At 62.8% G+C, this 17,266-nt stretch carries 15 protein-coding genes; 7 read left to right on the top strand and 8 right to left on the bottom strand.

The window, feature by feature from the left end:
* Nucleotides 1-5 precede the first annotated feature (5 nt).
* The 3 genes from AD670_RS24525 to AD670_RS24515 all read left to right on the top strand — a co-directional run bounded on the left by AD670_RS24525 (nucleotide 6) and on the right by AD670_RS24515 (nucleotide 4,179).
* Nucleotides 6-794, top strand: a complete 789-nt coding sequence (locus tag AD670_RS24525; RefSeq protein ID WP_053138408.1) for a molecular chaperone — start codon at nucleotides 6-8, stop codon at nucleotides 792-794.
* A gap of 71 nt (nucleotides 795-865) precedes the next feature.
* On the top strand, nucleotides 866-3,211 hold the full coding sequence (locus AD670_RS24520) for a fimbria/pilus outer membrane usher protein (protein WP_053138405.1): 2,346 nt from the start codon (nucleotides 866-868) through the stop codon (nucleotides 3,209-3,211).
* The gene (locus AD670_RS24515) at nucleotides 3,208-4,179 is read left to right on the top strand and encodes a spore coat U domain-containing protein (RefSeq protein WP_172681523.1); all 972 of its coding nucleotides are present in this window, start codon (nucleotides 3,208-3,210) and stop codon (nucleotides 4,177-4,179) included. Before AD670_RS24520 ends, AD670_RS24515 begins: the two co-directional genes overlap by 4 nt.
* Here AD670_RS24515 and AD670_RS24510 read toward each other — a convergent pair.
* On the bottom strand, nucleotides 4,176-4,910 hold the full coding sequence (locus AD670_RS24510) for an anti-sigma factor (RefSeq protein WP_053138402.1): 735 nt from the start codon (nucleotides 4,908-4,910) through the stop codon (nucleotides 4,176-4,178). The two genes, AD670_RS24515 and AD670_RS24510, sit on opposite strands and share 4 nt — an antisense overlap.
* Nucleotides 4,907-5,413 carry an RNA polymerase sigma factor gene (locus AD670_RS24505; RefSeq protein ID WP_053138861.1) on the bottom strand — a complete coding sequence of 169 codons (507 nt, stop codon included), beginning with the start codon at nucleotides 5,411-5,413 and terminating at the stop codon, nucleotides 4,907-4,909. The genes AD670_RS24510 and AD670_RS24505 overlap by 4 nt, the downstream gene beginning before the upstream one ends.
* A 169-nt stretch (nucleotides 5,414-5,582) precedes the next feature.
* Here AD670_RS24505 and AD670_RS24500 point away from each other — a divergent pair, with 169 nt between their 5' ends.
* Nucleotides 5,583-6,665, top strand: a complete 1,083-nt coding sequence (locus tag AD670_RS24500; protein WP_053138400.1) for a catalase family peroxidase — start codon at nucleotides 5,583-5,585, stop codon at nucleotides 6,663-6,665.
* Nucleotides 6,662-7,201 (top strand): cytochrome b, encoded by a 540-nt coding sequence (locus tag AD670_RS24495; protein ID WP_053138397.1) that lies wholly within the window; start codon nucleotides 6,662-6,664, stop codon nucleotides 7,199-7,201. Before AD670_RS24500 ends, AD670_RS24495 begins: the two co-directional genes overlap by 4 nt.
* Before the next feature lie 18 nt (nucleotides 7,202-7,219).
* Here the strand turns inward: AD670_RS24495 and AD670_RS24490 are convergent, their stop codons facing one another.
* The gene (locus tag AD670_RS24490) at nucleotides 7,220-8,371 is read right to left on the bottom strand and encodes a M14-type cytosolic carboxypeptidase (protein ID WP_053138395.1); all 1,152 of its coding nucleotides are present in this window, start codon (nucleotides 8,369-8,371) and stop codon (nucleotides 7,220-7,222) included.
* A 465-nt stretch (nucleotides 8,372-8,836) separates the two neighbouring features.
* Complete coding sequence (locus tag AD670_RS24485) at nucleotides 8,837-9,187, bottom strand: DUF6124 family protein (protein ID WP_053138393.1); 351 nt, start codon at nucleotides 9,185-9,187, stop codon at nucleotides 8,837-8,839.
* Between the two features lie 131 nt (nucleotides 9,188-9,318).
* Between AD670_RS24485 and AD670_RS24480 the strand changes: the two genes are divergently transcribed.
* Entirely contained in the window at nucleotides 9,319-9,954 is a 636-nt protein-coding gene (locus AD670_RS24480; RefSeq protein WP_053138391.1) for a LexA family transcriptional regulator, read from the top strand.
* Here AD670_RS24480 and AD670_RS24475 read toward each other — a convergent pair.
* From AD670_RS24475 to AD670_RS24460, 4 genes are read right to left on the bottom strand one after another with little or no spacing between them, the layout of a single operon-like run.
* Nucleotides 9,951-11,876, bottom strand: a complete 1,926-nt coding sequence (locus tag AD670_RS24475) for an acetyl/propionyl/methylcrotonyl-CoA carboxylase subunit alpha (RefSeq protein ID WP_053138389.1) — start codon at nucleotides 11,874-11,876, stop codon at nucleotides 9,951-9,953. The genes AD670_RS24480 and AD670_RS24475 overlap by 4 nt on opposite strands.
* Nucleotides 11,873-12,679 (bottom strand): gamma-carboxygeranoyl-CoA hydratase, encoded by an 807-nt coding sequence (locus tag AD670_RS24470; RefSeq protein WP_053138387.1) that lies wholly within the window; start codon nucleotides 12,677-12,679, stop codon nucleotides 11,873-11,875. The genes AD670_RS24475 and AD670_RS24470 overlap by 4 nt, the downstream gene beginning before the upstream one ends.
* Before the next feature lie 15 nt (nucleotides 12,680-12,694).
* On the bottom strand, nucleotides 12,695-14,302 hold the full coding sequence (locus AD670_RS24465) for a carboxyl transferase domain-containing protein (protein ID WP_053138385.1): 1,608 nt from the start codon (nucleotides 14,300-14,302) through the stop codon (nucleotides 12,695-12,697).
* A gap of 11 nt (nucleotides 14,303-14,313) precedes the next feature.
* Complete coding sequence (locus AD670_RS24460; RefSeq protein WP_053138383.1) at nucleotides 14,314-15,477, bottom strand: isovaleryl-CoA dehydrogenase; 1,164 nt, start codon at nucleotides 15,475-15,477, stop codon at nucleotides 14,314-14,316.
* Nucleotides 15,478-15,627: 150 nt separating this feature from the next.
* Here AD670_RS24460 and AD670_RS24455 point away from each other — a divergent pair, with 150 nt between their 5' ends.
* The gene (locus AD670_RS24455; RefSeq protein ID WP_053138381.1) at nucleotides 15,628-17,262 is read left to right on the top strand and encodes an AMP-binding protein; all 1,635 of its coding nucleotides are present in this window, start codon (nucleotides 15,628-15,630) and stop codon (nucleotides 17,260-17,262) included.
* Nucleotides 17,263-17,266 lie beyond the last annotated feature (4 nt).

Here is a 17,266-nt window from a genome sequence, read left to right as displayed (position 1 = left end):
GTTTTATGCGTTCACCTTCCCGGCGGTTGTGGGCCGCGGGTATCACCTTGGGGGCCTTGTGCGCGACGGGGTTCGCACAGGCCGCCAGCTCTGTGCTGATCTGGCCCATCGACCCGGTGCTGGAGGCCGATCAACAGGCCAGTGCGCTGTGGCTGGAGAATCGCGGTACGGAAACCGCGAGCCTGCAGATTCGCGTATTTGCCTGGAGCCAGAGTGGCTTCGACGAGCAGTACCAGAACCAGCGCGATGTGATCGGCAGCCCGCCGGTGGCCAGGATCGAACCGGGGCAAAAGCAATTGGTACGCCTGACCCGCACACGTGAGGTGCCGCCGGGTCGGGAGTTGGCCTATCGCATCATCATCGATGAAATCCCCTCGCCGTTGCAGGTGCCCACGCCGCCGGAAGGCAAAAACACCGCCGCCGCGATTCGCTTCCAGATGCGTTATTCGGTGCCGTTGTTCGCCTACGGCGCGGGACTGTGGAGCAAGCAAGACGCCACGCGTGAGCGCGACCCGGCGGGGGCGGGGAAGCCGGACCTGAGTTGGCACAAGGTCACGGTGGCCGGGCGCAATTACATCGAGGTACGTAACCAGGGCGCGGTGCATGCACGGCTGACGGATGCGTCGTTCAAGCAGGGCGGGCAGACCCGGCCGCTGGTGGAAGGCTTGCTGGGTTACGTGCTGCCCGGCGCGACCATGCGCTGGCCGGTACCGAATGCCGTGTCCGCCGATCAGCCGTTGCAAGTACGCATCAACGGTGCGTCGCAGTTGGAGAGCCTGGCGCCGAAGCGTTGAGGGCGGTGTAGCGGGGCGGGGAAGCTCCGGGTTTTAAGCGGATGGAGATGTCCATTGAAGGACACAACGCCATGGTGAGTCGTGGTCAGGCTCGTTGTATATGGCTGTCGATGGCGGTAAGCGGGTTGTGGGGCGCAGCGGTGGCTGGCGACCTGCCCCCGCCGCCGAGCAGTATGGAGGCTGTCGCCGATGCACAGCTGTTTCTGGAGCTGGTGGTCAACCAGATGGACACCGGCCGCGTCATTGCGGTCGATCAGCGCGCCGGGCAGTTGTATGTGGCGGCGAGCGCGCTGCAGGACGTGGGCATGAAGCTGCCCGGTGAACTCAATGGCAGCGTGGCCCTGGACCAGGTGCCCGGCCTGCACAGTGACTACGACAGCCATGGCCAGCGCCTGCTGATCGACGTGCCGCCGTCATGGTTGCAGGCACAGTTCATCGGCAACCGCAGCACCTATCCGCGCACCCAGGCGATGAGCAGCTTCGGCGCCTTGCTCAACTATGACCTGTACTTCAACGACACCGACGAAGGCGGCAGCTACCTCGCCGCATGGAACGAAGTGCGGCTGTTCGACAATTGGGGCACCTTGTCCAACACCGGCCAATACCGCCAGACCCTGGCCGGCGGTATCAGCGACAGCACGTCCAACCACGGCTATCGGCGCTACGACACCACCTGGCGTTTCTCTGATGATGAGCGGCTGCTGACCTATGAGGCCGGCGACGTGATCAGTAGCGCGTTGCCCTGGAGCAGTTCGGTGCGCCTGGGCGGGGTGCAGCTGTCGCGGGATTTTGCGGTGCGTCCGGACCTGGTGACTTACCCCTTGCCGCAATTTGCCGGCGAGGCGGCGGTGCCGTCGTCGGTGGATTTGTTTATCAACGGCTACAAGTCCGAAAGCGCGCTGCTGCAACCGGGGCCCTACACCCTGACCAATATCCCGTTTATCAACGGCGCCGGCGAAGCGGTGGTGGTCACCACCGATGCGCTGGGCCGCCAGGTATCGACCACGGTGCCGTTCTACGTCACCAGCACGTTGCTGCAAAAAGGCCTGACGGATTTCTCGCTGGCGGCCGGGACGTTGCGCCGCGACTACACCTTGCGGGATTTCGCCTACGGGCCAGGGGTGACGAGCGCCACGTTGCGTTATGGCTATTCCGATAACCTGACCCTGGAGAGCCACGCCGAAGCCGCCAGCAGCCTGACCCTCGGCGGCCTGGGCGGCAACCTGCGCCTGGGCAATTTCGGCGTGCTTAACACCGCCGTCAGCCAGAGCCAGTTCGAAGGTCGCGGTGGCCAGCAACTGAGCCTCGGCTATCAGTACAACAGCACGCGCTACAGCCTGTCCTACCAGCGCGTCGAACGGCGCGAACACTACGCCGACCTGACCCTGGTCGACACGCCCTACGCCAGCCTCAGCAAGCGCAGCGAACAGGTAACCCTGAGCCTCAACCTGGAACGTTTCGGCAGCCTGGGCCTGGGCTATTTCGACGTGCAGGCTGCGGATGACTCGCGTACGCGGCTGCTCAACCTGAGTTGGAGCAAGCCGCTGTGGCGCAACACCAGCTTCTACCTGTCGGCCAACCGCGAGATCGGTGACCGCAATTGGGCCATGCAGGCACAGCTGGTGATTCCGTTCGACCTCAACGGCAGCCTGGCGCTGAGCACCGAGCGTGGCAAGGACGGCGCCAGTCGCCAGCGGCTCAACTACAGCAGCGCAGTGCCCAGCCAGGGTGGGTTCGGCTACAACCTGGGGTATGCCCAAGGTGATGCGCCCACCTATCGGCAGGCTGACCTGACCTGGCGCCTGCAGTCGGTGCAGTTGCAGGCCGGTGTGTACGGCAGCCGCGACGCCGAGACGCGCTGGGCGGATGCCAGTGGGTCTGTGGTGTGGATGGGCGGTGACACCTTTGCCGCCAACCGCATCAACGATGCCTTCGTGGTGGTCAGCACCCAGGGTTTTGCCGGGATTCCGGTGCGCTACGAAAACCAGTTGGTAGGCGAGACCGATCGCAACGGTCATTTGCTGGTGCCATGGAGCAGTGCGTACTACCGCGGCAAGTATGAGATCGATCCGCTGAACCTGCCGCTCAATGTGCAGAGTCCCAATGTCGAACAACGGGTATCGGTGCGTCGTGGTGCGGGCTATCTGTTGGAGTTCCCGCTGCGCCGGGTACTGGCGGCAAGTGTCACGCTGGTCGACAGCCAGCACCAGGAACTGCCACTGGGCAGCCTGGTGGCGCATGAGCAAAGCGGCCAGCAGGCGGTGGTGGGCTGGGATGGCTTGGTGTACCTGGAGAACCTGTCGGCCCATAACACTTTGCAGGTAACGCTGGGGCAAGGGCGTACCTGCCAGGCGACATTCGATATCGACGAGCAGCAACAGGGCGTGCCGTTGATTGGGCCGTTGGTGTGCCAATGAGGGGCAAGGGCTGGCTGCTGCCTGGACTGCTGTTGTCGGGCCAGGCCATGGCGGCGTGCTCGGTGGTCACGACCGCCCCGGCCAGTTTCGGCTCGATCAGTTCGATGACGGTGCGTACGGCTGCGCAAACCAGTTCCACGCTCAATGCCGGGTTGAGCTGCACCTCGGCGCTGATTTCGCTATTGGCGTCGACGGATCATTTTTACGCCACGATCACCTCGACACAGAGCGGCATGGTCGGGCCTACGGGGGATGTCATCGGCTACACCCTCTACGGCAACAACAGCAGCAGTTATCCGATAACCCGAGGGACGCAATTCGATTTTGGCGGCGCCGGGGGAATTGCCCAAGTGCTGGGGCTGATTGCTGGCCCAGGGGCGAAAACCTTGCCGCTGTATATGAGCAGTATCACCGGCAGCAATGTGGCGGCGGGGCTGTATACCGAGACGTTGAACGTCGCCTGGAACTGGAACTATTGCTCGGGGATCGGCATTGGTGGCATCTGCCTGGGACGCGACACCGGCAGTGGCACGGCGTCCCTGACGGTCAGCATGACCGTGACCAACGACTGCCAGATCACCGCCCCCAATATCAGCTTTGGCAGCGCCCCGGTGATCAGCGGCTTTACCGCCGTGACCGGGCAAACTATCAATATCGCCTGCACCAAGGGCAGTGCCTACACCGTGGGCCTGAGCGATGGCCAGAATCCGCTCAGTGTGGGCGGGCGGCGGCGCATGGTCTCGGGCGGTAACTACTTGGCCTACGACATTTTCAAAAGCGCCGGTACCACACGCTGGGGCAGCGTCGGTGCGGCGCGCCGGGCCAGTTCCACGGCCGAGGTGAACCCTGGCAACGGGCTGGGTATCGGCAGCCAGGTGTTCAATTACAACGCCAAGGTCTACACCGATCAGGCCACGCCACCCGCCGGCACCTATATCGATAATGTGGTGCTGGACGTGGGGTTCTAGAACGGCTGCAGAGGCGGCGCCTGATCGGTGGGGCTGACCACCGCATAGTTGTAGCCGTCGCCGGACCAGTATTGCGCTTGCAGCCCATCCGCCGTGCGCTCGCCACGCGGCAGGAAACCGTTGTTCGGGCCAGGTGGGCGGATATAGAAGCTGATGCGCCGACCTTGCGCGTCCTGGTAGAGCACCATCGCGGCGGCGCCTTGCTCGGTGGTGAGCAGTCGCCCGCTGACGGGTGTGAAGCCCGCTTGGCTCAAGTCCGGCAGGCGATGGGCTTGATTGAAGTAACGGTCGAGCCACGCCTGCATGGTGCCGCTGTCCTGACCCTTGTAGTCGGCGGGCATGATGCCCTCCTGGGCAAACAGGCGGAACGCTTGCATCGCATCGGCCATCGGTAACAGGGCGGACTGTGTGGCTTCACGGGCATGCCAGCCGCCGAGGCCGCCGAGGCTGACGGCAATCAGCAGCACAGCGGCGCTGGCAAAGTGGCGCCGCGATTGCTGCTTGAGGCGCTGGCGAATCAGCGCCGGGTCCAGCGCCGGGTTGGGCGGCTGTTGCAGGGCGCCGCTCAATGCGGCGCGCAGCAATTGCGCATCCTGTTGCCAGGCCTGGATCTGGGCCGCAACTTCGGGGTGGGCGGCCAGATAGGTTTCGAGCACACGGCGATCACTGTCCAGGAGTTGGTGATCGACGTAGGCATGCAAATCGCGTTCGCTGGGAGGCAGGCTGATCATTTGAGTATCCGCAGGGAAGGGCTGGCAATGTCGCCATCACTGAGTTGACGCAACGCTTGGCGCGCACGGGACAGGCGCGACATCACCGTGCCGATCGGCACGTCGAGTATTTCGGCAACTTCCTTGTAGCTCAAGCCTTCCACCGACACCCACAACAGCAGGGCGCGTTGTTCGGTATTGAGTTGATCGAAGGCTTGCAGGGTCGCCTGGGCGATCACGGTGCGCTCCACCGACGGCTGTGCATCGTCGCGGCCGCTGAAAAACTCCAGCAGGCGTGCGTAGCGCCGGCTGCGGCGGTGGGCATCGAGGAACTGCCGGTAGAGGATCGAGAACAGCCACGCGCGCAGATCGCCTTCGATGCGTTTGTCGGCCCAGCGGGTGATCGCCCGTTCCAGGGTCGCCTGCACCAGGTCATCGGCACTGCTGGAGTTACGCGTCAGGGACACAGCGAAACGCCGCAGCCTGGGGATGAGTTCACGTAACGGTTCGTCGAGTTCATGCATGGGCATCGGATGAGTCACTACGCTGGGACTAGAGAGACGTCCGGCGTTGGCGGTTATTCCAGGCCCTGGAAAATAAATCCAGGGCTCGGGAATAGAGCAGGTCGGCGTTCGTCTTAATGCTCCGACCTTATGTTTATCCCCTAAGGCCTTTCGGCCCTGGAGTCTGTTCATGGTAGATCACTCATCACCGCCACGTCCCCCGTTAAGCACCGCGAGCCTGATCGCGCGATTGGCGGGGATTGGTGCCGTGGTTGCGGTTATTGCCGGGGCGTTTGCCTACGTCAACGGCACCCTCGACCCACAGCGGTTGCGTCCGAAGACCCTGGTCAATGCCTTGGAAACCAACAACGGCGTACACCCTGGATTCCGGCGTAACCATGCCAAGGGCGTGTGCGTGGCCGGTTACTTCGAAAGCAGCCCCGAGGCCCGTGTCTACTCCAGCGCCCAGCTGTTCAGCGAAGCCAGGACCCCGTTGATCGGCCGGTTCGCCTTGCCCAGCGGTAACCCCTATGCGCCGGACAGCAGTGTGCCGATCCGCAGCTTTGCCGTGCAGTTCAGCCAGGCCAACGGCCAGCAGTGGCGCACCGGTATGAACAGCATGCCGGTGTTCCCGGTGGGCACGCCCGAGGCGTTCTACCAGATGCTCAAGGCCGGTGCGCCGGACCCGGCTACCGGCAAGCCGAACCCGGCGAATATGCCGGCGTTTTTTGCTGCTCACCCTGAGGCGGCGCCATTCCTGGCGTGGGTCAAGACCGCCAAGCCATCGGCCAGTTACGCGACCGAAACCTATAACGGTATCAACGCGTTTTACTTGGTGAGTGCCGATGGCAAGAGCCAGGCCGTGCGCTGGGGCGTAGTGCCCCAGAGTCAGGATGCAGCGGGGGAGACCGCACCGGCCGGGGGCGATTTTCTTGAGAAAGACCTGGTGCAACGCCTGGCTTCCGGGCCTTTGCGTTGGCAGTTGAACATGACCCTGGCCAACCCCGGCGACCCGTTGGAGGACGCGAGCAAACCCTGGACCGGTGAGCACAAGGTGTTGAACGCCGGCACGCTGGTGCTGCAAAGCAGCCAGCCCCAGGCCGACGGTGATTGTCGCGACATCAATTTCGATCCGTTGATTTTGCCCAGTGGCATCGAAGCCTCCAATGACCCCTTGCTGGCGGCACGTTCGGCGGCCTATGCCAGTTCGTACCTGCGCCGTGCCGGTGAAGTCAGTCCCTTGCACACAGCCCCAGCGGAGTCGAAGCCATGAATGCCCAACCCCGGTTTTTCGCGCCCCTGGCGCGCCTGCTGCATTGGTTGATGGCGCTGATGGTCATCGCCATGTTGTTTATCGGCGCAGGCCTGGCGGCATCGGTGTCGGAGCGCCATGAATGGTTGATCCACCTGCACAAGCCGCTGGGGATCGCGATCCTGGTGCTGGTGATCGTGCGCCTGGCGGTGCGCTTTTCCACCCGCCAGCCGCCGTTGCCGGCTGACTTGCCATTGTGGCAAGTGCTGGCGGCCAAGGCGTCCCATCTGGTCTTGTATGGGTTGATGCTGGTGTTACCGTTGCTGGGCTGGGCAATGATCTCGGCGGCGGGCGACCCGGTAATGCTCAGCAGTTCGGTGCAGTTGCCGGCGCTGGTGGCGGCGGATGCACCGTTGTTTGCGCTGTTGCGCAAGGCCCATGGGTATCTGGCCTACCTGCTGTTCCTGACGGTGCTGTTGCACCTGGCGGCGGCGCTGTTCCATGGGTTGATTCGGCGCGACGGCGTGTTGCAGAGCATGACCGGCACCAAGGACTGATGCCGGGGCGTGAGGACGTCAGCGCAGGACCGTAACGATATCGGCGACGGTGCTCAAGACGTCCTTGGCCAGTTGTTTGGAACGTTCGCCTGACCAACCGGTTTTCGGGTTGGGGGCGTCGTCGTTGTCCTTGAACGGCATTTCGAGCGTCAGGGACAGGCAGTCGTATTTTTCCCCGACGGCATTGCAGGCCAGGGTCATGTTGGCTTCACCCGGCAAGTCACGGGTGTAGCCGTGGGTGGTTTGGAAGTCACGGGTCAGCGCGCTCAAATGGCTGCGGAAGCGTTTTTCCAGCGCTTCAATACGCGGGGTGTAGCCGGGGTTGCCCTCGCACGCGGCGGTGAACACGTAGGGGATTTCTTCGTCGCCGTGGATATCGAGGAACAGGTCGACACCGTATTGTTCCATTTGCTGTTGCACGAACAGCACTTCCGGGCTGATCTCCAGGCTGGCGCTTTGCCAGGCGCGATTGAGGTCCTGGCCCATGGCGTTGGTGCGCAGGTGACCGTGGAAGGCGCCGTCGGGGTTCATGTTCGGCACCAGGTACAGGTCGGCAACCGCCAGCAGTTGTTTCATCTCGGCATCGCCATCCTGTTGCAGACGCTCGATGATGCCCTCCATAAACCATTCGGCCATATGCTCGCCGGGGTGCTGCTGGGCGATGATCCAGACCTTGCGCCGGCCTTCGCCGCCTTTGCCACGTCGCAGCAGTTGGATATCGCGGCCTTCGACACTTTTACCCGTGGCCAGCAGTTTGGTGCTGGCGTACTTCAGCGCCTGCTCGATCAGCCAGTCATGGCGTTCGCGGCTGTAGGGTTCGAAGTAGGCTATCCAAGCGTGTTTCTCGCTGGTTTCGAGGCTGATGTGCAGGATCTCGCCATCGAAGCGCGTCGGGACTCGGAACCAGTTGACGTGATCATAGGACGCGACCGCGTTGTACCCGCTCCAGGCGTGCTTATACGAAGAGCCACCGGCGTTGCTCAGGCGAAAGTTGTGGGTGTGGCCCACGTGCATGCCTTCGGCCTTGAAGTGGAACCATTGGTAATGGTGGCTGCGGGTGTCGGGTTGGATGGCCAGCAACAACTGATAGGCATCGCTGGCGTCGAGCACTTGGATATTGCCACTGTCGAAGTCGGTACTGATCTTGATGGAGGTCAAGGCCACGGTCATAGTCTGGTTGCCTGAATATGAGTGTTGTGGCGGCTATATTACACAGGAGTCTGGTAAAGCCTGGATGCAAAATTGTTGCGGGGGAGGGGGGGCGTCGTCCATGACGCCGCCGCAGCTTAGAATCTATGAGATTGATTCTCAAGCGCTATTTCGCAGAGAAGTGCGCTAGAGCGCTCTACTGGCTTTCTTTAGGCGATGGTCTTTTGCTACCATGCGCGCCATCAAGCAACACACAGTCTTCATTAGCCTGAAGCCATGCCAGGGAAACTGGCAAAAAAAAGACCCGGCCAAAGAGCCGGGTCAAAAACCGTGATTAGCCTGATGAGGAGATATTCCAAGAGTCCGACCTAAGGTCCCTTGGTCTATCGACTGATCTCGCGATCAGCTGAGCCCAATAATAATCATTATCATTTGCAAGTCAAATGTTTTTATCCGTGGGATAGAAATATTTTTCTTTCGCGCTTGTCATCCGTTCGCTCGAACCTCCGGTGCCTGCAACGACCGTTCCACCATCGCCTTCGCCATATCAATCAAATACACCACCGAAAACGCCAGGTCGCGCTGATTGCCCTGATGGCTGCTGGCTGATTCGTAGGCTGTGGCGGCGGCACTGCGCAACAGGTCCGAGGCGTGCACCAGGGCCTCCTCCTGGCTGATGCCGGGCTTGATGGCGAAGAAGCTGTCATCCTGGACGGGTGCTGACATATTTTCTTTCAAGTAAAAGTCCAAGGCACGCTGGGCAGCACCGCTGCTGCGCAGGCCTTGAACGTCATCGTTTTCGGGTGTTTCAGACAGGGGATATGGGCTCGTCGTCATAAGGGGCGGTACTCTGGGTGGGTGTCGAAAACCTTATGCCCGATGATAGTACGTATCGTATTTATGTCGTTTTATGGATTACTACAAACTGTTTATTGCCCTGGAAAATGCCTGACGTATTGTCAGCGCCCATGGATAAATGGATAGCGTTGGTGAAGGCCAACATGAAAGACCGCAAGGTCACCCAGGGTGAGTTGGCTGAACGCTTGGGCATGTCCCAGGGCGGTATTGGCCATTGGCTCAACAAGCGTCGCGTGCCGAGCCTGGTGGATATGAACCGGGTGCTGGCAGAGCTGGGGCTGGGCGACCTGGAAGTGGTGCAGGAGCTGCGTGAGAAGGGCGCCGAGGCGGATGGCCCGGCAAGACAGTACACGTCGTATTTTCGCTACCCGGTCAGCGAGTGGAAAGGCCTCTGCGAAATCCGCGAAGAGCGCCCATCCTATGGCACCGCGCGCTTCGAACTGACGGATTACCACGCCCAGGGCGACGCCTTCTGGCTGCCGGTGACAGGTGACGCCATGACCGCGCTCAGCGGCCCGAGCATCGCCGCGGGGATGATGATCCTGGTGGATCCGGCCATCGCTGCCGAACCGGGCAAACTGGTAGTAGCCCAGCGGGCCGACAGCCCCCAGGCGACCTTCCGCCAGTTGATGGAAGAGAGCGGCCAGCTCTACCTGGTGCCGCTCAACCCCACCTACCCGAAACTGCTGTTAACCGCTGATTGCCGCATCCTCGGCGTTGTCGTGCAGGCCACGGCGAAGTTCTAGTCCGCCGTTTCGAGTTCCACCAACGCGCTACCTTCGGCAACCATTTCGCCTTCCTGGCAGAACAGCGCCTTGACTACCCCGGCCTGGGGCGCGCGGATGCTGTGCTCCATCTTCATCGCTTCGAGCACCACCAGTTGCGTGCCGGCTTCGACCGTTTGGCCGACGTCCACCAGCACCCGTACGATGCTGCCGTTCATCGGTGCCGTAAGGCCGCCCTGGTGAGACTGGTTGGCCTCGACGGCCGCAATCGGATCGAACAGGCTCACGCCCTGCATTTCGCCGTCCCAGCGCAGGAAAACCGTGTGCTCGTTGCACACTGCCAGATGGGAGCGACGTACGCCTTGGTGCTCGATCCACAGCTGTTCGCCCTGCAATATCGCGGTGTCTGCGGCCAGCGTCACCAAGCGGTCCTGGCCATTGCAGTTCAAGTGCAGCGAGACCTCGGCGGGCAGTCCTGCACGAAATCCACGGGTGTCCGCCCACGGCCCGTCAGCCGCAGGCAAGCTCTGCATGAAGGCTGAACCTGCGGCCTGCCAGAAGTCATCGCTCAACGCGCCGGGCACTGGCAGCAGATCGTCCTGATAGCGCGGAATAAACCCGGTATCCAGCTCAGCGGCTGCAAATGCAGGATGGCCGATGATGCGCCGCAGGAACCCCAGGTTGGTCTTTAACCCGCCCACGGCAAACTCATCGAGCATGCTCAGCAACCGCAGGCGCGCCTGTTCACGGTCTTCGCCCCAGGCAATCAACTTGCCAAGCATCGGATCGTAGAACGGCGACACGCTGTCTCCTTGCTCGACACCGCTGTCTACGCGGCGGCCCGGGCCGGGGGCGGATTCGCGGTACAGCGCCAGGTGTCCGGTGGCGGGGAGGAAGTCGTTGGTCGGGTCTTCGGCGTACAAACGCACTTCAATCGCATGGCCGATCAGCGGCACCTGCTCCTGGGTGATCGGCAGCGCTTCGCCCTGGGCGACGCGAATCTGCCAGGCCACCAGGTCGAGGCCGGTAATCGCTTCGGTGACCGGGTGTTCCACCTGCAGCCGCGTGTTCATCTCCATGAAGAAAAACTCGCCGCGTGCGTCCAGCAAGAACTCCACCGTGCCCGCGCCGACATAGCCAATGGCCTGGGCCGCACGCACGGCGGCTTCGCCCATGGCCTTACGCTGTTCAACACTCAGCCCGGGTGCCGGCGCCTCTTCGACGACCTTTTGGTGCCGACGCTGGATCGAGCAGTCGCGCTCATTGAGGTACAGGCAATGCCCATGCTGATCGGCAAACACCTGGATCTCTACGTGGCGTGGCTTGAGCAGGTATTTCTCCACCAGCATCTGCCCGTTGCCGAAGGACGACAGTGCCTCACGCTGGGCCGAGGCCAGGGCTTCGGCAAGTTGGCTGACATCCTCCACCACCTTCATGCCCTTGCCGCCGCCACCGGCCGTGGCCTTGAGCAGTACCGGATAGCCGATGCGCTCGCAGGCATCGCGGAAGGTGTCCAGGTCCTGGTCGGTGCCGTGATAACCCGGCACCAGCGGCACACCGGCGGTTTCCATCAGGGCCTTGGCGGCGGATTTGCTGCCCATGGCGTCGATGGCCGAGGCGGGCGGGCCGAGAAAGATCAGGCCCGCCGCTTCGATCGCCCGGGCAAACCCGGCGTTTTCCGACAGGAAGCCGTAGCCTGGGTGGATGGCCTGGGCACCGCTGGCCTGGGCGGCGGCGATCAGTTTGTCGATTTGCAGGTAGCTCTCAGTGGCCTTGCTGCCGCCCAGATCAACGCGAATATCCGCCTCGCGGCTGTGCCGGGCATCGCGGTCGATGGCACTGTGCACGGCCACGGTGGTCAGGCCCATGGCCTTGGCGGTGCGCATCACCCGGCAGGCAATCTCGCCCCGGTTCGCCACCAATACGGTGGTCAAGGTGCTCATGAGCGTGGCTCCTGCGCCTGCCACCCGGGCGAGCGCTTCTGCAGGAAGGCTCTTAACCCTTCCTGGCCTTCGGCACTGACGCGAATCCGTGCGATGGCATTCTCGCAATAGCGGCGCAGGGCCGGGGTGAGGGCGCCGTTGCCGACTTCACGCAGCAGGTCCTTGCTGGCACGCATCGCCGCCGGGCTGTTTTGCAACAGGTTGGTGATCCACTGTTCCACTTGGGTATCCAGCTCGACGGCGGGGTAACTTTCCGCCAGCAGCCCGATATCCCGCGCACGCTGGCCGCCAAAACGCTCGGCGGTCAGGGCATAGCGCCGCGCCGCACGTTCGCCGATGGCCTGTACCACGAACGGGCTGATCACCGCTGGCGCCAGGCCAATGCGCACTTCCGACAGGCAGAACTGCGCGTCATCGGCGCCGATGGCCATGTCGCAGCAACTGATCAGGCCCAGCGCGCCACCGTAGGCCGCGCCTTGCACCACCGCGAGGGTGGGGATTTTCAGCTTGGCCAGGTTGTACATCAGCTCCGCCAGTTCGCGGGCGTCGTCCAGGTTGGTGTGGTAATCCAGCTCGGCCGACTGCTGCATCCAGGCCAGGTCGGCACCGGCGCTGAAGTGTTTGCCGCGCCCGCGAAGCACCAGGAAACGCAGGGACGCATCACCTTGCACATGGTCGAGGGCGATGATCAGTTCGCGGATCATCTCGGCGTTGAACGCGTTGTTCTTGGCTTCACGACTGAGCCACAGCGTGGCAAAGCCACGGCTGTCGGTGATCAGTTCGAGGGTGTTGAAATCGCTCATGGGGGACAGCTCCATTTACATGCGGAACACGCCGAAGCGGCTCGGCTCGATGGGGGCATTCAGCGCGGCGGACAAGGCCAGGGCCAGCACGTCGCGGGTCTGCAACGGGTCGATGACGCCGTCGTCCCAAAGACGTGCGCTGGAGTAATAAGGGTGACCCTGGGTTTCATACTGGTCGAGGATCGGCTGCTTGATCGCGGCTTCCTCTTCAGCGCTGAACCCGACGCCAGCACGTTCGGCCTGCTCACGCTTGACCTGCACCAGCACGCCTGCAGCCTGTTCGGCACCCATCACGCCGATGCGTGCGTTGGGCCACATCCACAAAAAGCGCGGGTCATAGGCGCGCCCACACATGCCGTAGTTGCCGGCGCCAAAGCTGCCGCCGATGATCACCGTGAATTTCGGCACCTTGGCGCACGCCACCGCCGTCACCAGCTTGGCGCCGTGCTTGGCAATGCCCCCGGCTTCGTATTTCTGGCCGACCATAAACCCGGTGATGTTCTGCAGGAACAGCAGGGGGATCCCGCGTTGGCAGGCCAGTTCGATAAAGTGCGCGCCTTTCTGCGCGGCCTCGGCGAACAGAATCCCGTTGTTCGCCAGAATCGCAATCGGGTAACCGTGCAAATGTGCGAAGCCGCACACCAGGGTGGTGCCGAACAGCGCCTTGAACTCATCGAACACCGAGCCATCCACCAGCCGTGCGATCACTTCGCGCACATCGAACGGCTGCTTGGCATCGGCCGGGATCACGCCGTAGAGCTCTTCGCTGCTGTACAGCGGCGCCACGGGCGTGCGTTGCAGCAATTGGCCCTGCTTGCGCCAATTGAGGTTGGCCACGCTGCGCCGGGCCAGGGCCAGGGCGTGTTCGTCACTGTCGGCATAATGGTCGGCCACGCCGGAGATCTTGCAGTGCACATCGGCACCGCCGAGGTCTTCGGCGCTCACCACTTCACCGGTAGCCGCCTTTACCAGCGGCGGGCCGGCCAGGAAGATCGTCGCTTGGTTGCGCACCATGATCGCTTCATCGGCCATGGCCGGCACGTAGGCGCCACCGGCGGTGCACGAGCCCATTACCACGGCGATCTGCGGGATGCCCTGGGCACTCATGTTGGCCTGGTTGAAGAAGATCCGCCCGAAGTGTTCGCGGTCGGGAAACACTTCATCCTGGCGCGGCAGGTTGGCGCCGCCGGAGTCCACCAGGTAGATGCACGGCAGGCGGTTCTGCTCGGCGATGGTCTGGGCGCGCAGGTGTTTTTTTACCGTGAGCGGGTAGTAGGAGCCGCCTTTGACCGTGGCGTCGTTGGCGACGATCATGCATTCGACGCCTTCCACGCGGCCAATCCCGGCAATCACCCCGGCGGCCGGCACGTCTTCGCCGTACACCTGATGGGCGGCCAGTTGGCTGAGTTCAAGAAACGGCGAGCCCGGGTCCAGCAGGCGATTGATACGCTCGCGTGGCAGCAGTTTGCCGCGCGAGGTGTGGCGCTCCTGGGCCTTGGCGCCGCCGCCTTGCTGCACATGGGCGAGCAGGGTGTGCAGGGCGTCGACCTGCTGGCGCATCGCCGCGCTGTTGCTGGCGAACTCCGCAGAACGTGGGTTGAGCTGGGTGTGCAGGGTGGCCATGGGGCGCTCCTTCAGCGGGTTTCGTTGAAGAGTTCGCGACCGATCAGCATCCGCCGAATCTCACTGGTACCGGCGCCGATTTCATACAGCTTGGCGTCCCGCAGCAGGCGTCCGGCGGGGAACTCATTGATATAGCCATTGCCGCCGAGAATCTGGATCGCGTCGAGGGCCATTTGCGTGGCGCGTTCGGCGCTGTAGAGGATCACCCCGGCCGCGTCCTTGCGCGTGGTTTCGCCGCGCTCGCAGGCCTGGGCTACCGCGTAGAGGTAGGCGCGGCTGGCGTTGAGTTGGGTGTACATGTCGGCGACCTTGCCCTGGATCAGCTGGAATTCGCCGATGCTTTGGCCGAACTGCTTACGGTCGTGGATGTACGGCACGATCAGGTCCATGCACGCCTGCATGATCCCCGTGGGGCCGCCGGACAGCACCACGCGCTCGTAATCGAGGCCGCTCATCAGCACTTTCACGCCGCCGTTGAGCACGCCCAGGATGTTTTCTTCCGGCACTTCGACGTCATCGAAGAACAGCTCGCAGGTGTTGGAGCCGCGCATGCCGAGCTTGTCGAACTTGTTGCTGCGGCTGAAGCCTTTCCAGTCGCGCTCGACGATAAACGCGGTGATGCCGTGGGGGCCCTTTTCCAGGTCGGTCTTGGCGTAGATCACATAGGTGCTGGCGTCGGGGCCGTTGGTGATCCAGGTCTTGCTGCCGTTAAGCACGTAGTGATCGCCGTGTTTGTCCGCGCGCAATTTCATCGAGACCACATCGGAACCGGCGTTCGGCTCGCTCATGGCCAGGGCGCCGACGTGTTCGCCGCTGATCAGTTTGGGCAGGTATTTGAGCTTCTGCTCGTGATTGCCGTTGCGGTTGATCTGGTTCACACACAGGTTGGAGTGGGCGCCGTAGGACAGCGCCACCGAGGCCGAGCCACGGCTGATTTCTTCCATGCTCACCACGTGGGCCAGGTATCCCAGGCCGGCGCCGCCGTATTCCTCCGGTACGGTGATGCCCAGCAGGCCCATGTCCCCGAACTTGCGCCACAGGTCGGCGGGGAACAGGTTGTCGATATCGATCTGTGCCGCACGGGGCGCGATTTCCTTGGCCACGAAGGACTGCACCTGGTCGCGCAGCATGTCGATGGTTTCACCGAGGGCGAAGTTCAGGGACGGGTAACTCATGGACAGGCACCTTCAATGTGAGCTTGTTGTTGTGTGGATAGCGCGCCAGGGAAGGGCGCTCACCTTTACGTTAACGTAAGCTTGCGTTACGGTGCTGTCAATCGTAGTTTACGTTTACGTCAACCTACAAAAAAGACAACAGGGGTCGTTATGGATCAACCGCATCCGAGCTACAGCCGTGGCTCCCAGGACAAGAGCTTGCTGGCCATGACCATTGGCCAAGCCTTCGATCACACCGTGGCGCAATACCCTGACGGCGAAGCCCTTGTGGTGCGTCATCAGCAGCGTCGCTACACCTGGCGGCAACTGGCTGAGACGGTTGACCTGCACGCCCGCGCATTCATGGCCCTGGGTATGCAACCCGGCGATCGCCTGGGCATCTGGGCGCCCAATTGCGCCGAGTGGTGCATCAGCCAAATTGCCAGCGCCAAGATTGGCGTGATCCTGGTCAATATCAACCCGGCATACCGCAGCAGTGAACTGGACTACGTGCTCAAGCAGTCCGGCTGCGAGTGGCTGGTGTGCGCCGGTTCGTTCAAGACCTCCGACTACCACGCGATGTTGCAGGCATTGAAGCCTGAGCTGCGCGGCATGATCAGCCTCGACCCCAGCCCGCCCCTGGGTTTTCTGCCCTGGTCGCAACTGGCGGCCCTCGGTGCAGACATCCCGCCTGCGCAACTGCACAGCCGCCAGGCCAGCCTGCACTTCGATCAAGCCGTCAATATCCAGTACACCTCCGGCACCACCGGCTTCCCCAAGGGGGCCACCCTCAGTCACCACAACATCCTCAATAACGGCTACATGGTTGGCGAAAGCCTGGGCCTGACCGCGCAGGACCGCCTGGTGATCCCGGTGCCGCTGTACCACTGCTTCGGCATGGTGATGGGCAACCTGGGCTGCATCACCCACGGCACCACCATGATCTATCCGAATGACGGCTTCGACCCGCTGCTGACCCTCACCGCCGTGGCCGAAGAGCGCGCCACTGGCCTGTACGGCGTGCCCACCATGTTTATCGCCCTGCTCGATCACCCACGCCGGGGCGAGTTCGAGCTGTCTACCCTGCGCACCGGCATCATGGCCGGCGCCACGTGCCCCATCGAGGTGATGCGCCGGGTCATCGGCGAATTGCACATGGGCGAGGTGCAGATTGCCTACGGCATGACCGAGACCAGCCCCGTGTCCCTGCAGACCGGCGCGGATGATGACCTGGAACGCCGCGTGACCACCGTCGGCCGCACCCAGCCGCAACTGGAAAGCAAGATCATCGATGAGGCCGGTAACACGCTGCCCCGTGGCCAGGTCGGCGAACTGTGCACTCGCGGCTACAGTGTGATGCTCGGCTACTGGAACAACCCCGAGGGCACCCGCGAGGCTATCGACGACGCCGGCTGGATGCACACCGGCGACCTGGCCACTATGGATGCCCACGGCTATGTGTGCATCGCCGGGCGCAACAAGGACATGATCATTCGCGGTGGCGAGAACGTTTACCCGCGCGAGGTGGAAGAGTTTTTCTTCACCCACCCGGCGGTGGCCGATGTGCAGGTCATCGGTATTCCGGATGAGCGCTACGGTGAGGAGATCGTGGCCTGGATCAAGTTCCACCCCGGCCATGTGGCCAGCGAACTGGAACTGCAGGCCTGGTGCAAGGGCCGCATTGCACACTACAAGACGCCCCGGTACTTCAAGTTCGTGGAGGAATTTCCGATGACGGTGACAGGCAAGATCCAGAAATTTCGCATGCGTGAGATCAGCATCGAGGAGCTGAACATCCGCCGCTGATGCG

Source organism: Pseudomonas sp. MIACH (genome assembly GCF_001269925.1).
Taxonomy (GTDB): domain Bacteria; phylum Pseudomonadota; class Gammaproteobacteria; order Pseudomonadales; family Pseudomonadaceae; genus Aquipseudomonas.
This window is presented reverse-complemented; position numbering and strand designations above follow the sequence as displayed.